The sequence below is a fragment of the Streptomyces sp. NPDC090077 genome, from assembly GCF_044747545.1.
Lineage (GTDB): Bacteria > Actinomycetota > Actinomycetes > Streptomycetales > Streptomycetaceae > Streptomyces.
Window position 1 is genome coordinate 1 of sequence record NZ_JBIVEG010000005.1, and the last position, 14,211, is coordinate 14,211.

At 73.0% G+C, this 14,211-nt stretch carries 12 protein-coding genes; 7 read left to right on the top strand and 5 right to left on the bottom strand.

Annotated features, from left to right (window positions below; all coding sequences use genetic code 11):
- Positions 1-196: 196 nt before the first annotated feature.
- Positions 197-406, bottom strand: coding sequence for a hypothetical protein (locus ACIPW5_RS10530; RefSeq protein ID WP_125594516.1), 210 nt, complete (start codon positions 404-406; stop codon positions 197-199).
- A gap of 184 nt (positions 407-590) precedes the next feature.
- Here ACIPW5_RS10530 and ACIPW5_RS10535 point away from each other — a divergent pair, with 184 nt between their 5' ends.
- From ACIPW5_RS10535 to ACIPW5_RS10565, 7 genes are all read left to right on the top strand, one after another.
- Positions 591-1,805: a bifunctional adenosylcobinamide kinase/adenosylcobinamide-phosphate guanylyltransferase gene (locus ACIPW5_RS10535; protein ID WP_401243156.1), complete on the top strand. Its 1,215-nt coding sequence runs from the start codon at positions 591-593 to the stop codon at positions 1,803-1,805.
- A 55-nt stretch (positions 1,806-1,860) separates the two neighbouring features.
- Positions 1,861-2,928 (top strand): nicotinate-nucleotide--dimethylbenzimidazole phosphoribosyltransferase, encoded by a 1,068-nt coding sequence (gene cobT, locus ACIPW5_RS10540; protein ID WP_401243159.1) that lies wholly within the window; start codon positions 1,861-1,863, stop codon positions 2,926-2,928.
- An 82-nt stretch (positions 2,929-3,010) separates the two neighbouring features.
- A complete protein-coding gene (locus ACIPW5_RS10545) occupies positions 3,011-4,894 on the top strand; it encodes a phosphatidylglycerol lysyltransferase domain-containing protein (RefSeq protein ID WP_401243162.1) in 1,884 nt (627 codons plus the stop codon).
- The gene (locus ACIPW5_RS10550; RefSeq protein WP_401243165.1) at positions 4,891-5,628 is read left to right on the top strand and encodes a hypothetical protein; all 738 of its coding nucleotides are present in this window, start codon (positions 4,891-4,893) and stop codon (positions 5,626-5,628) included. The genes ACIPW5_RS10545 and ACIPW5_RS10550 overlap by 4 nt, the downstream gene beginning before the upstream one ends.
- A 64-nt stretch (positions 5,629-5,692) precedes the next feature.
- A complete protein-coding gene (locus ACIPW5_RS10555) occupies positions 5,693-6,868 on the top strand; it encodes a sensor histidine kinase (protein WP_401243841.1) in 1,176 nt (391 codons plus the stop codon).
- 776 nt (positions 6,869-7,644) lie between these two features.
- Positions 7,645-8,247, top strand: a complete 603-nt coding sequence (locus ACIPW5_RS10560; protein WP_401243167.1) for a hypothetical protein — start codon at positions 7,645-7,647, stop codon at positions 8,245-8,247.
- 122 nt (positions 8,248-8,369) lie between these two features.
- The gene (locus ACIPW5_RS10565) at positions 8,370-8,912 is read left to right on the top strand and encodes a hypothetical protein (protein WP_401243843.1); all 543 of its coding nucleotides are present in this window, start codon (positions 8,370-8,372) and stop codon (positions 8,910-8,912) included.
- Positions 8,913-9,500: 588 nt separating this feature from the next.
- Here ACIPW5_RS10565 and ACIPW5_RS10570 read toward each other — a convergent pair.
- From ACIPW5_RS10570 to pelF, 4 genes are read right to left on the bottom strand one after another with little or no spacing between them, the layout of a single operon-like run.
- A complete protein-coding gene (locus ACIPW5_RS10570; protein ID WP_401243170.1) occupies positions 9,501-10,328 on the bottom strand; it encodes an endo alpha-1,4 polygalactosaminidase in 828 nt (275 codons plus the stop codon).
- A complete protein-coding gene (locus ACIPW5_RS10575; RefSeq protein ID WP_401243173.1) occupies positions 10,325-10,999 on the bottom strand; it encodes a spherulation-specific family 4 protein in 675 nt (224 codons plus the stop codon). Before ACIPW5_RS10575 ends, ACIPW5_RS10570 begins: the two co-directional genes overlap by 4 nt.
- On the bottom strand, positions 10,996-12,609 hold the full coding sequence (locus ACIPW5_RS10580; RefSeq protein WP_401243174.1) for a hypothetical protein: 1,614 nt from the start codon (positions 12,607-12,609) through the stop codon (positions 10,996-10,998). Before ACIPW5_RS10580 ends, ACIPW5_RS10575 begins: the two co-directional genes overlap by 4 nt.
- Entirely contained in the window at positions 12,606-14,150 is a 1,545-nt protein-coding gene (gene pelF, locus ACIPW5_RS10585) for a GT4 family glycosyltransferase PelF (protein WP_401243177.1), read from the bottom strand. The genes ACIPW5_RS10580 and pelF overlap by 4 nt, the downstream gene beginning before the upstream one ends.
- Between the last annotated feature and the right edge of the window lie 61 nt (positions 14,151-14,211).

Genomic DNA, 14,211 nt, shown 5'->3' on the forward strand with positions numbered 1-14,211 from the left:
CGCCCGCGGCTCAAACGCCGGCGCGGCTATCTATAGCCTCGCCGGCGTTTGAGGCGCGGGGGTCTGGGGGCGGAGCCCCCAGGGAACGGGCGAAGGGCGGGTAGGGGACCCAGCACCGCGCAGCGGCAACGCACCCGCACCCGCCCACCGGCCCCGGCCCCGGCCACCCGAACCCCGCCCGGCCAGGGCTCAGGGCTCAGGCCTCAGTGGCCGCCCGCAGGCTCATCGGGTAGATCTGCGTGCCGTCCTCGAAGAGGGTCACCTTCTCCGCCCCGCCGTCCAGCAGCTCCTTCCAGACCTCGCCGATCCAGGACTCCGCGTCCCCCTGCGTGGTGAACTCCTCCGGCTCCACCGCCGGGGCCACCTCGCTGCCGTCGGCCGCCTCGAACCGCCACGTCCACGCCATGTCCGCCTCCGTTGCTCGTCTGCTCGTCCGCGATCTCACGCTTCTCGCCATGAGTCTGCCCGCAGATCGACCTCCGTTCCTCCCCCGGGGAGGAGATTCCCGCCACGATCACCGGATCACCCCGGGAGGGGTCCCGGCACCGGCCGGGCGCGCACCACTCCCGGCGACGCGGGAGGATCTCTGTGTGGAACTCACTCTGCTCGGCACCGGTACCCCTGAAGGACTGCCCCGCCCCGGCTGTCCCTGCGCCGCCTGCGCGGTCTCCGTGGGCGGGTGGTCGCGCGGCGCGACCTCCGTCCTCGTCGACGGGGCGCTGCTGCTCGACCTGGTCCCCGGGGCGGTGCTCGCCGGGGCCCGAGCGGGGCATTCGCTGGCCGGCGTACGGCAGGTGCTGCTGACGCACCCGCACGACGGGCCCCCCGTCGAGCTGCCGCCCGGGCTGCCCGCCGCCGGGCGGGTCCCCGACGGCCGGGAGCTGTCGGTGATCAGCGGGCACCGGGTGCGGGCCGTGCCGATGGACGCCCCCGGCACCGGGTACGAGGTCACCGGCCCCGACGGCGCCCGGCTGCTGTACCTCCCGCCGGGCGGCGCCCCGGCCGGAACCGGCAACGGGGACGTGCAGCGCCCGTACGACCTGGTCCTCGCGGACGTGCTCGGCCGGCCCGAGGCGCTGGCCCGGCTGCGCGCGAGCGGCGCCGTCGGCCCGGCCACCGACGTGATCGCCGTGCACCTGGACCACGACACCCCGCCGGGCCCGGAGCTGGAGCGCCGGTGCGCCGCGGCCGGGGCGCGGACCGTTCCGGACGGCACCACGGTGGCGGCGGGCGAGTACCGCGCGCTGCCGGACGTGCCGCGCCGCACCCTGGTGCTGGGCGGGGCCCGCTCCGGGAAGTCCTTCGAGGCCGAGCGGCGGCTGGCCGCCTTCCCCGAGGTGGTCTACGTCGCCACCGGCGGCACCCGCGACGGCGACGCGGACTGGGCCCACCGGGTCGGCCTCCACCGGGAGCGGCGCCCGGCCACCTGGCGGACGGTGGAGACCTGCGAGCTGGTGCCGCTGTTGGAAGGGGCCGGCCCGCCGCTGCTGATCGACTGCCTCGCCCTCTGGCTCACCGACGCCATGGACCGGGCCGGCGCCTGGGACGACGCCGTATGGGCCGCCGAGGGCCGCAAGCAGCTGCGCGCGCGGGCCGACGAGCTGGTCGCCGCGGTCCGCGCCACCCGCCGCCCGGTGGTGCTGGTGAGCAACGAGGTGGGGGCCGGAGTGGTGCCCGCGACGGCGTCCGGGCGGCGGTTCCGCGACGAACTCGGACGCCTCAACAACGCGGTCGCGGGCGAGTGCGAGCACGTACTCCTGGTGGTCGCGGGGCAGGCGCTCGTCCTCAAGGGACAGCCGGGCTGAAGTGGAGCCGGTACACCCCCCGGGGCAGGGCCCGGGCGGCTGTAATCTCTGGCAGATGACCACGCTGAATCTCGACGACTTCTCCGATCTGATCGAACGCCCCGACGGGGGCGTCCGGCGTGACGCCGAGGAGCGTCGTGAGCGGCTGGCCGTGCCGCCCGGCGCCCTGGGCCGGCTCGACGAGCTCGCCGAATGGCTGGCCGCCGCGCAGGGCCGGGTCCCGGTCACGCCGATCCGGCAGCCCCGCGTCGTGCTGTTCGCCGCCGACCACGGGATCGCCGCCCAGGGCGTCTCCGCCCGGCCCGCGGGCAGCGCCCACGAGCTGGTGCGCGCCGTGCTCGACGGGACCAGCCCGGTCTCCGTGCTGGCCGGCCGGTTCGGCGCGGGCGTCCGCGTCGTGGACGCGGGCCTGGACTGCGACCCCGGGCTGCTGCCCGAGGACGTGGTACGGCACCGCGTACGGCGCGGCAGCGGCCGGATCGACATCGAGGACGCGCTGACGGCCGAGGAGGCCGAGGACGCGCTGCGGCTCGGCATCCAGATCGCCGACGAGGAGGCCGACTCCGGTACCGACCTCGTCGTCCTCGGCGACCTGAGCGTGGGCGGCACCACCGTGGCGGCCACCCTGGTGGCCGCGCTCTGCGGGACGGACGCGTCCGTGGTCACCGGCCGCGGCGGGCAGCCGATCGACGACCTCGCCTGGATGCGCAAGTGCGCCGCCATCCGCGACTCGCTGCGCCGGGCCCGCCCGGTGCTCGGCGACCAGCTGGCGCTGCTGGCCGCGGTCGGCGGCGCGGACGTCGCCGCGATCACCGGCTTCCTGCTCCAGAGCGCGGTGCGCCGCACGCCGGTCATCCTCGACGGGGTCGTCTCGGCGGCCTGCGGACTGGTGGCCCAGCGGGCCGCCTTCCGCGCCCCCGACTGGTGGCTGGCCGGACAGTCCAGCGGGGAACCGGGCCAGGCGAAGGCCCTGGACCGGATGGCACTCAACCCGGTGCTCGACCACGGCGTCACAGTAGGGGAAGGAACCGGGGCCCTGCTGGCGCTCCCCCTGGTCCAGGCGGCCGCCGCACTCGCGGCGGAACTCCCGGCGAGGGCGGCTGCGGAACAGCCGACGGACTGAGACACCGGGCACTACGGGCCTGACCAGTCCGCAGTGCTCGCACTGCACTGCGGACCGGTGACGCCCCATATCATCGCTTTTCATGGGAGAGGTCCGCTTGACCAGCGTAGAAACCGACCGGAGCCCCGATCAGGCTTCCGGCAAGGGTTCCAACAACAAGAAGGAGCAAGGAGGGGAAGCGGCCGCGAAGCCGGAGAGCCGCAGGGGCACTCCCCGGTCGCGGCGCAGTGCCGCCTTCGCGGTCTGGTACCTGCGGATCGTCACCTTCGTCAACTTCCTCAGCGCGGTGTGGCTCTCGCTCGGCCAGGACCTGCGCCGGCACAACACCGCCGACTTCTACACCCCGTACCTGCTGACGGCCGGCTTCGCCTCCGGGCTGTTCTCGCTGCTGCTCGCGGTCACGATGGGCCGCCGCAAGCGGGCCGCCTGGATCCTGAACCTGGTGGTCAGCGGCATGCTGCTGCTCGCCTTCGCGGTCGCCGCCTTCGCGCCCTGCACCAGCGGCGAACTCAGCATGTGCTACCCGGAGTTCCGCCAGCACGCCCAGAACTGGGTCTCGCTCGCCCTGACCGCGGCCTTCGTCGGCGCCCTGCTGCTGGGCCGCCACGAGTTCTACGCCAAGGGCGACCGCTCCAACCCCAAGCTCGCCACCGCGGTGGCAGCCGTCGGCCTGCTGCTCACCTCGCTGATCGCCGCCCTGCTCGTCGGCGCCACCAACACCGACGCCGACCGCGCCGACGCCACGTTCCTCGCCCGCTGGCGGTACGGCGTGATGCGCCTGATCACGCTGGCCCCCGACGACAAGGCGTACAACGCGATCACCACCCCCGCCTGGGTGGACGTCTTCATCAACGTGATGTCGATGCTGCTGCTGCTCGCCGTGCTGTTCGCGGCCTTCCGCTCGCGGCGCGCCGTCGACCCCATCACCCCCGAGGACGAGGAGAAGCTGCGCGCCCTCCTCGCCAAGCAGGGCGACCGCGACTCGCTCGGCTACTTCGCGCTGCGCCGCGAGAAGTCCGTCATCTGGTCCCCGACCGGCAAGGCCGCCGTCACCTACCGCGTCGTCGGCGGGGTATCGCTCGCCTCCGGCGACCCCATCGGCGACCCCGAGGCCTGGCCCGGCGCGATCGAGCCCTGGCTGGCCGAGGCCCGCGAGCACGGCTGGGTGCCCGCCGTCATGGGCGCCAGCGAGGAAGCCGGGCAGATCTACGCCCGGCACGGCCTCGACGCCCTGGAACTGGGCGACGAGGCCATCGTCGAGACCGACGAGTTCACGCTGGAGGGCCGCGCCATGCGCACCGTCCGGCAGGCCTACAACCGCGTCAAGCGGGCCGGCTACACCGTCCGCATCCGCCGCCACGCCGACATCCCCGCCGACGAGATGGCCGTCCTGCTGGAACGCGCCGACGACTGGCGCGACGGCGCGACCGAACGCGGCTTCTCCATGGCCCTGGGCCGCCTCGGCGACCCCGACGACGGCCAGTGCGTGATGCTGGAGTGCACCGACGGCAACGGCGACCTGCGCGCCGTGCTCTCCTTCGTGCCGTGGGGCCCCAAGGGCCTGTCCCTGGACCTGATGCGCCGCGACCGGGACTCCGAGAACGGGCTCATGGAGTTCATGGTCATCGAGCTGCTGGAGCGCTCGAAGGAGATCGGCGTCACACAGGTCTCGCTCAACTTCGCGATGTTCCGTTCCGTCTTCGAGCGGGGGTCCAAGCTCGGCGCGGGTCCGGTGCTGCGCATGTGGCGCTCGCTGCTGAGCTTCTTCTCCCGCTGGTGGCAGATCGAGTCCCTCTACCGGGCCAACGCCAAATACCGGCCGATCTGGGAACCGCGGTTCATGCTCTTCGAGAAGAGTTCGGACCTGCTGCGGATCGGAATCGCCGCCGGCCGGGCCGAGGGCTTCCTGGAAGCACCCGGCCTGCCCAAGTGGCTGCACCGCAAACACCTGGAGACGATTCGTTGACGTCGTGGAAGACGGAGGTCCGGCAGTTCGCCCGCCGTGAATGGGGCCCGCTGCTGCTGACCGTGCGGGACGCACTCGTCCGCGACAGATGGCGGGCCGTCCCGATGACCCTCGGGGCGGTCGCCCTGACCTCCGTCTTCCAGATCGTCCAGAACACCTCCTGGGGCTTCCAGCCCGTACAGGACCTCGGGTCCGTCAAAGCCGCCGACCCGCTGTGGCTCGCGCTGCTGCGGACCCCGCTCTCCCTCTTCGTCCCCGCCCTCGACCTGCCCGTGTGGGGGGCGCTCGCGCAGATCCTGCTCGTCTTCGGCATCGCCGAGATCTGCATCGGCTGGTGGCGCACCCTGCTCATCGGCTACGTCGCCACCCTCGCCGGCACCACGTACGCCCGCATCGGGCTCTCCCTCGGCCCCGACCACCCCTTCGGCCTGCCGGTGTCCGACCGCATCGTCAACGACACCGGGCCGTCGGCGGCCGTCGTCGGCCTCGCGATCTACGTGTGCTGGCGCTACCGGGCCTACCTCACCGGGGCCCTGGTGATCCTCGTGATGATCGGCGAGGTGCTCGTCAAGAACAACCTCGCCGGCAAGGAGCACCTGGCGGCCATCGCCGCCGTCATGGCCGTGTGCGTGGTCCGCGCCCGATGGGGGCCCGCCCGCTCACGGACCCCCCTGGGACCCCGGCCGCCCGCGCCCCCGTCCTCCCCCGCACCCCCGGGATCCGCGCGGCTCTAGTACGAGCCCGTACCGTATCCGGGTGACGACAGACCTCGGGCCCTTCACCGCCACCCGGCTGTGGATGCGGGCGCATCCGCTCGCCACCGATGCCGTGCTCGCGTTCGGGGCACTGGTCTCCATGGTCGTCGGCTCCTTCGCCGACCCGCACGGCCCCCACGGCCCGACCTTCGGCACCCGCACCCCCGAAGCCTTCTCCCTGCTGCTGATGCTGCTCGGCGCAGCCGCCCTCGTCCTGCGCCGCCGCCGGCCCCGCACCGTACTCGCCGTCACCTGCGGACTCGCCCTGCTGGAACTGACCACCGGGGAACCGCGGGCACCCGTCGCGATGAGCGCGGTGATCGCCCTGTACACGGTGGCCGCCCTCACCGACCGGCCCACCACCTGGCGGATCGGACTGCTGACGATGGCCGGGCTCACCGGGGTGGCCATGCTGGCCGGCCCGCTGCCCTGGTACGCGCAGGAGAACATCGGCATCTTCGCCTGGACCGGCATGGCCGCCGCCGCCGGAGACGCGGTACGCAGCCGGCGGGCCTTCGTCGACGCCATACGGGAACGCGCCGAACGCGCCGAACGGACCCGCGAGGAGGAGGCCCGGCGGCGCGTCGCCGAGGAGCGGCTGCGCATCGCCCGGGACTTGCACGACGTGGTGGCCCACCACATCGCCCTGGTCAACGTCCAGGCCGGGGTGGCCGCGCACGTCATGGACAAGCGGCCCGACCAGGCGAAGGAAGCCCTCGCCCACGTACGGGACGCCAGCCGCAGCGCGCTGAACGAACTGCGCGCCACGGTGGGCCTGCTGCGCCAGTCCGGCGACCCCGAGGCCCCGACCGAACCCGCGCCGGGACTGGCCCTGCTCGACGAACTGCTGGACACCTTCCGGCACGCCGGCCTGCCGGTGGCGGCCACCGTCCAGGTCGGCACGGGGACGGCCCCGCTGCCCGCCGCCGTGGACCTGGCGGCGTACCGGGTCATCCAGGAGGCCCTGACCAACGTCCGCAAGCACGCGGGCCCCGGAGCACAGGCCGAGGTCAGCGTGGTCCGGGTCGGGGCCTCGGTGGAGGTGACCGTACTGGACGACGGCGGCGACTCGGCGGACTCCGCCCCGGCCCAGGGCGACCCGGGCGGCGGCCACGGCCTCCTCGGCATGCGCGAACGCACGGGCGCCCTCGGCGGCTCCTGCTTCGCGGGCCCCCGCTACGGGGGCGGGTTCAGGGTGCACGCGATCCTGCCGGTGTGAGGGGGCTCGCGGCCCGGGCCCACTATCTCCCCCTCGACCCCCCGGCCGCCGGGCGGTGGCTGCCCACCCGCCTCCCGGGTGCGGGTGGGTGCCTGGGGAGCGGGATCCCCTCGGGCGGTCTCAGGGAGGGTTGGGGGCTTCCCGTCAGTCCCATCGTCCTTCCGTGTCGTGCCGGCCTGTCAAGGGCGCTCCTTCGTCGCGTCGCTACGCGATGGCCTTCGGCCACCCTTGACAGACCGACCCGCCCCGGAAAGCCGAAAGACTGCCGGGAAACCCCCAAAGAAACGGCACGGTCCAGAGGAACAGGGACGGGTCCGTCAGGGATCAGGCGAGGGACCGGGCCCCGGCACGCCGGACATCCGGGTGCTCAGAGCTCCGGCTCAGGGCCGGGGGCGCGGCTACCCGCACGAGAGGTTGCTCCTGTGCCCGGCATGCACCCAAGCGCAACAGATCGCTACGCGCTCCTCGTTTCTCGGCGGCCGACGACCGCCTTGGGCTGATACCTGCACCAGAGGTTGATCAGAGCACGGTGAGAAGCGGTCAGGCGCAGCAGATCGCTACGCGCTCCTCTTTCCTCGGCGTCCTGCGACCGTCCGGGGCTGATACCTGCACGAGAGGAAATCGGCCAGGTTGCGTCGCCGCGGTCTCGAATCAGGTTGACCGCCGCCATCCCCTAACCAAGGATTCCGGGGGGCTCCGCTTGGGTTCGGAATGGACGGAGAAGAGAAATCGCACGCTTTCCGCTCGCTCGCGCCGCGTCGCTGGCAGGGCCACTCGTGGCCGGCCTGGGACTCGGCCTGCTGGGCCCCCTCTCCGAGAAGTGGGGCAACCCCGTCGCAGTGGCCGTGAACGCCGTCTTCGCCGGCGGATGGTCATGGGCCTGTTACGCGTTCCTGGTGGGATACTTCCGCCGGTCAAAGATCGAAGCCGCCTTGCTCGCGCCTTTCGGACTGGCCATCGGAGTGGCTGCGTACTACCTGTTCAAAGACCTCAGCCCCGCCACCCCATCCGGCTTGGAAGTCGGCGCATCGGGCGGGGGGTCGCTCTCCAGCATCCTGCTGTGGGGAACGTTGGCGTTCGTGTTCGGCATACCCGTGGGCTTCCTCGGCAACCTCGCACGGATTCCTGGCGTCGGCGGCCTCTTCTTCCGCCTTCTCATTCCGGTCGTCGCCTTCTACGAGACTTCCATGCGTCTGGACACCGAGGGACGCGGCCAGAACGCGGTCGTCCTGAACACCTGGCAGACCGTTCGGCTCCTTGCGGTCGCCGTGGCGTTCGCGCTGGTCGTGCAGGTGGTGTCGGGTTGGCGGCGCGATCGACGTACCCGCGCCCCGCAGAGCGCAGAAAGCGATCACTGGCAGGCGCACGATGTGAGATGAGGCCCTGGGCGCACGCCAGATCGCTACGGGCGTCCCCGGCCTCTGCGGCCGACGGCTGTCCGGGGCTGGTCGTGGACGGGTTCGACGTTGGTGGCGGCAGTGGTGAACTCGCGGCCGGAGGCATCGCGGATGTAGGCACGACAGTCAAGGCAGCCACCAGCTCTTCCAGTGAGGCGAATCGGTCCGGTGGGGTCAGCACTACCCCGCCCTTGACCGCTCGTTCGTTTCCGTCCACCCGCTGGTTAGCGGATCCCGCGCTGGTGCAGCATGCTCGAAACCGTGCAGATGTGGCTCGGGTGTTGGGAGTTGAAGAGCGCATGATCTGGCCCGAAGCAGTGACCAGCCGCGTGAAAGTCGGGCAGGACAGGGAGTTGGTCCACTCCTACCCCTACCGTTCTGCGTGCCCTTCGACGACTTTGGAAGTACGCGTCAGCGCTCCGGAAGACGCCACCAACCATGTCGTCCTCAGTGTCTTCCGCTTCGACTCCGACGCCCTCGTCACGCCCCACCTCGCTCGGGTGATCGGGCACGACTCACCGATGTTCCATCTGCGTCGGCAAAACAAGGAGGGCATGTTCGACCGCTTCGCCGGCCATGCCGAGGAACTGTGGGAACGAGGCACGCCGTACGCCTTCGACCAGCCCATGACGGCCGCCGGACGCTGAGACCGGAGAAGCGCGTAGCGATCTGACGCGCCCCTGCGCTTCCGCACTGCTCTGATCGACTTTTGGTGCAGGTATCAGCCACAGGCGGTCGCCGGACGCCGAGACGGGAGGAGCGCGTAGCGATCTGTCGCGCTTGGGTGCTCCGTAGCGTGCTCTGAGCGACTTTTGGTGCAGGTAGCCGCGCCCCTGGCCCCGAAAACAGAATCCAGGGCCCGGCTGGCGGGCCGGCCATGGCCCGGCCCCTCGCCCATCGCTGACGGACCCGTCCCTGTTCCTCTGGACCGTGCCGTTTCTTTGGGGGTTTCCCGGCAGTCTTTCGGCTTTCCGGGGCGGGTCGGCCTGTCAAGGGTGGAGCGAAGCGACATCGCGTAGCGACGCGACGAAGGAGCGCCCTTGACAGGCCGGCACGACGCGGAAGGACGATGGGACTGACGGGAAGCCCCCAACCTGCTCTGAGACCGTCCGGGGGCGTACCGCCCACCCGGCCCCCGGCCCGCAGACAGGGAGGCGGGTGGGCAGCCACCGCCCGGCCGACGGGGGTCGAGGGGGAGATAGCGGGCCCGCGCCGTGAGCCCCCCGTGCCCCCCCTCAGCACGTCCTGCGCCAAGCCCCCAGGTCCGGCTTCTTCTGCAGGGAGCTCAGTTGGAGGCGCTTCGACTGTTGGCAGAAGCGGGACGTCGGGAGTTCGTACTCCGCGTGGAAGACCGCTTTGCCCGCCTCGGTGAAGGGGGCCAGGTCTCCGCATTCGTCGTACTCGGCGCACTGCTCGTTGACGGCGAAGTCGTAGTCGCCGACCAGCTGCGGGATCTGGTCGAGGTCGTTCTTGAGGCCGACGGCCAGGCCCCGGTCGTGGGCGAGCTTCGCGATGAGCCGGTTGAACCTCAGCTGGTCGTCGGCGGTCAGCGGGAAGCCGGAGTCGTTGCGGTAGGCGTCCATGTTGTCGGGCTCCACCGCGTCGAAGCCCTTGTCGCGGCACATGTCGAAGCGTTTCGCCATCAGCGGTTCGAGCTCCGCGGTGCGGCGGACGTCGAGCCAGCGTTCGCCGTCCCAGCCGTTGCCCTTGCCGAGCAGGGAGTCCGGGAAGTCGGCCGCGTCCGGGCGGAAGTCCTCCCAGGCGCCGGTGGAGACGTAGCAGATGGTGCGACGGCCCTGCTGCTTCAGGGCGGCGACCTGCTCCTTCGTCGTGTTGAAGCCGTCGACGTCGTACACCGGCACGTCCACCGAGGTGTCCAGCGTGCCGGTGAGCTGCCACTGCCAGGGCGTGCCGGGGCGGGGTTGCCAGCGCTCCCCCGGTTTCTGGGCGGGCCAGGTGCGGTCGGGGGCGGGGGTCTCGCCGTCGTCGTCGGGGTCGGCGGTGCAGGCGGCGGTGAGCAGCAGCAGGCCCGCCACCAGCAGCGGGGCGAAACGCTTCGTCACGCCGACTCCAGGGCGTACGGGAGGGTTCCCCACGGGTGTGCTCCGGTGCCGGGGACCGCGCAGTGGACCCCGGCGCGGCGTTCGGCGGCGAGTTCGGCGGCGGGGGCGTCCGGCGGGACCGCGTACACGAGGTGGCAGAACCGTCCGGCGGGGTGGTCGGCGGTCCACGGGGGCGGGGTGGCGGCCTGGTCGCGGTAGGCGTCCCAGGGGCCTTCGAAGGTGACGAGCAGGTCGGCGAGCCGCAGGTACCCGGGGTGGGGGTGGACTCCGTGGTTGAGGACGAGGGTGCGGGCGCCCGCCGCGCGGGCCGCGACGGCGAGCCGCCCGTAGTGCGGCAGGAGTTCGGGGTCGGCGGCGGCCTGGTCGAGGAAGGCCCCGTCGGCCCCGTACCAGTCGCGGTGGCGCAGCAGGTCCTGGACGACGGCTGCGTGCGGGCGCCTCCCGTAGTCGGTGTCGGCGTAGCCGAGGACGGGCACGCCGGCGTCGCGGAGCCGGGCGGCGACGGCGGCGAACCGTTCGTCGGGGGCCCGGCCGGGCCCGCTGTCGGGGTTGAGCACCACCGAGTGCAGCTGCCCGGCGGAGCGGATGAGCCGCTCCCACTCCTCGGGCCGGTCGGCGGGGTGCTCGTAGAGCGGGACCAGCAGCATGGCTTCCTTCGTTCCCTTCGTCATCGGTGTGCCGTGGCCCGGCCGAGGAGCAGGCAGACCAGTACGGCGAGGGCGGCGGCCGCGGTGCCGGCGACGGCGAGCTGGACCAGGCGGGGCTGTCCGATGCCGGCGAGCAGGGCCAGGCTCTGGGCGAAGGCCGCGCCGGAGCAGATCACGGCGGCGGGGCGGACCGCGCCGAAGGACTGCAGGAGCAGCCCGGTCCACATCACGGTGCCGAGGAGCAGCAGGGTGGCGACGCGGAGTCCGGTCAGGCCGGGGGCGTGCGGCCACAGCAGGGTGCCGGTGACGCCGAGGACGAGCAGCACCGCGAGGTACAGGGCGAGGCAGCGGGTCAGGGTGGCGAGCATCCTGCGCCAGAACGCGCCGGGTGAGCGGGCCGCCCGCAGCCCGGCGAGGCTGCCGCTGCGGAAGCGGTGCAGCAGCCATTCGGCGGGGCCCATGCTGAGGGTGAGGGCCACGGCGGAGGGTGCGGCGACGGCTTCGGCGGGGCCGCCGCTGAGCACCTCGCCCAGGGCGGCGTACAGCACGAGCAGGCCGGTGCCGAGGCCGAACACCCCGTAGGGCACCGAGTCCCCGATGCGGGGTCCGCGCCGGGTGTGGTCCTCCTCGGCGCCGCGCAGCATCCGCCAGCGCACCGGGCCCACCGGGCGGCCTTCGCCCGGGCGGCGCTGCGCCCAGCGGTGGATCCTGCGCACCCCGGCCCGTACGCCGGTGGCGAGCGGCAGTTCCCGCAGGGCGAGGGTGCACGCGGCGAGCAGGGAGACGAGGAGCAGGGTGATGCGCAGGGGTACGGGCGGGTCGGTGAACAGGGCGAGGACGGCCCCGGCGGCCATGGGGGCGAGGGCTGCGAGCAGGAGGCGTTCGCGGCCGAGCACCAGCAGGACGGTGGCGGCGCCGACGTAGACGGCCTGGCCGGCGGCGAAGGCGTACGAGAACGGCGGCCCGCCGGGGACGGCGAAGGCGGCGGCGGTGCCGAGGAGGGCGCCGACGGGGGCGCCGACGAGCAGGGTCCGTCCGGCGGCGGCCCGGTCGCCGAGGCCGAGCCAGGAGTAGGCGCGGTGGGACAGGCTCTGGTCCCAGACCCAGCCGATGAGGGCTCCGGCGAGCAGGGTCAGGGTGCCGGCGGGGAGTCCGAGCCGGTCGGGCGGGCCTTCGAGCAGGGGGGCGCCGAGGACGTAGGCGAGGCCGGGCAGGGCGAAGATGAGCCCGCGGAGCAGGCAGGCGGTGAGGGGGACCTTCCAGGGGTCGGGGAGCCGGTCGGGTTCGGGGAAGGTGCGGGGGACGCGGGCGTAGAGCTCTTCGGCGAGGGCGAAGGAGTCCTCGCGGCCGTAGGTGAGCCGGATGTGTTCGTCGGTCATCCCGTCGGATTCGAGGATGGCGGCGATCTCGTCGGGGTGGACGGCCGCGCCGGCGAACCCGCCGAGGCGGTCGGCGAGTTCGTCCATGGGGTCGGCGGCCGGGGCCCCGGGCCCGCCGGGGCGGGGCCGGGGCAGGGCGGGCAGGGTGTCGGTGCGGCCGGCGGGGGCCGGGCCGGCTGCGGGGGCCGGGCGGCGGCCGAGGTGGACCCAGGTGCCTTCCGGTCCGGGCGGCCTGAGCCAGAGGGATCCGCTCACCACATGCTCCCGTCGGCTGCGAGTTCCTTGTTCCAGGGGTCGTTGGACCAGGGGTCGGCGAGCCGCCGGGTCCAGTCCTGGCCCGTGCGGAGGGGGAGGACGGGGTGGCCGGCGCGCGTCTGGTCGGCGAGTTCGCGGTAGATGTGCCGGAAGCCGTCGACGGACTGGTGGAGGGTGAACTTCTCGATGACCCGCTTGCGGGACATCCGGCCGAGTTCGGCGCGGCGGGCGTCGTCGCGGAGGAGGGCGAGGGTGGCGCGGGCCATGGTCTCGGGTTCGCGGGGCGGCACGACGAGGCCGGTGTCGCCGACGGCTTCGCGGACGCCGCCGACGTCGGTGGAGACGGTGGTGCGGCCGCAGGACATGGCTTCGATGATGCTGAAGGGGAAGCCCTCGCTGATGCTGGAGAGCATGACGACGGAGCCGGCGGCGTAGGCCTGGGCGACCTGGTCGATGCGGCCCTCGTAGGTGATGCCGTCGGTGACGCCGAGTTCGGCGGCGAGTTTCTCCAGGCGGAGCTGGTAGTCCTCGCAGCCGGCCGGGACGGGTCCGAAGAGGCGCAGGCGCAGGGCGGGGAGTTCCTCGCGCATGAGCGCGTAGGCGCGGATCAGGGTTTCGAGGTCCTTGATCGGGTCGATGCGGCCGCACCAGCTGAGGGTGGGGACGTCGGGTTCGGGGCCGGCCTCGGGGAAGGCGTGCGGGTCGACGCCGTTGTAGACGGTGCGGATCCGTTCGGAGTCGGCGCCCCCGCGTTCTTCCCAGCGGCGGTTGTACTGGTTGCAGGGGGTGATCAGGTCGGCCTGCCGGTAGCCCTCGGAGTTGAGCTCGCGGTAGAAGCCGAGCATGAGGGCCTTGACGGGCCAGCGCTGGGCGGCGGTGCGGTAGCCGAGGTAGCGCTCGCGCAGGTAGATGCCGTGCTCGGTGAGGAGGAAGGGCACTCCGTCGAGGCGTTTGGCGGCGAGGGCGGGGAGGGTGGCGAGGCCGCTGCTGACGGCGTGGGCGACGCTGTCGGGCGGGATCCGGACCGACAGCGGGCGCAGGGCGTGCTCCAGCAGGTCGGTGGCGGTGAGCGCGTCGTGGATGGTGGGTCCGGCCGTGGCGGTGGCCTGGCCGGGGCGGGTCCACACGTCCATCAGCAGGCGCAGGACGGCTTCGGAGCGCAGGGCCGGGGCGAGCCGGCCGGCGCGGGCGAGGCGGGCGAGTTCTCCCAGGGCCTCGGAGAAGCCTCCGTGCTCGGGGTCGATCAGGGAGAGCAGGAAGGTTTCGTACGTTTCTGTGAAGCTGCGGCGGGCCTTGCCCCGCAGGGCCGTGCGGCGGGTCCGGACCGGCGGCGGTCCCCAGAGCGGGACGGCGGTGTGCCGGTAGACGTTGCGCGGCAGCTCCCACGTGACCGGCTCGCGTCCGGAGCCGGTCAGGGCTATGACGTTGAAGTCGACCTCCGGCATGCCGCGTACCAGCTGGTCGCACCAGGTGCTGACGCCGCCGTGGACGTGCGGATAGGTGCCTTCGGTGAGCATGGTGACATGACGCCCATGGCTCATGCGGTGTGTCCCCCCAGGACGGAAAAAGGGGCCGGCGCCCGTGGTGCGCGTGTGGTGCGCC

Coding starts and splice junctions, on each gene's coding strand:
- ACIPW5_RS10530 (WP_125594516.1), bottom strand. CDS start 406: ATGGCGTGGACGTGGCGGTTCGAGGCGGCCGACGGCAGCGAGGTGGCC.
- cobT (WP_401243159.1), top strand. CDS start 1,861: ATGACCACGCTGAATCTCGACGACTTCTCCGATCTGATCGAACGCCCC.
- ACIPW5_RS10545 (WP_401243162.1), top strand. CDS start 3,011: ATGGGAGAGGTCCGCTTGACCAGCGTAGAAACCGACCGGAGCCCCGAT.
- ACIPW5_RS10555 (WP_401243841.1), top strand. CDS start 5,693: ATGCGGGCGCATCCGCTCGCCACCGATGCCGTGCTCGCGTTCGGGGCA.
- ACIPW5_RS10575 (WP_401243173.1), bottom strand. CDS start 10,999: ATGACGAAGGGAACGAAGGAAGCCATGCTGCTGGTCCCGCTCTACGAG.
- pelF (WP_401243177.1), bottom strand. CDS start 14,150: ATGAGCCATGGGCGTCATGTCACCATGCTCACCGAAGGCACCTATCCG.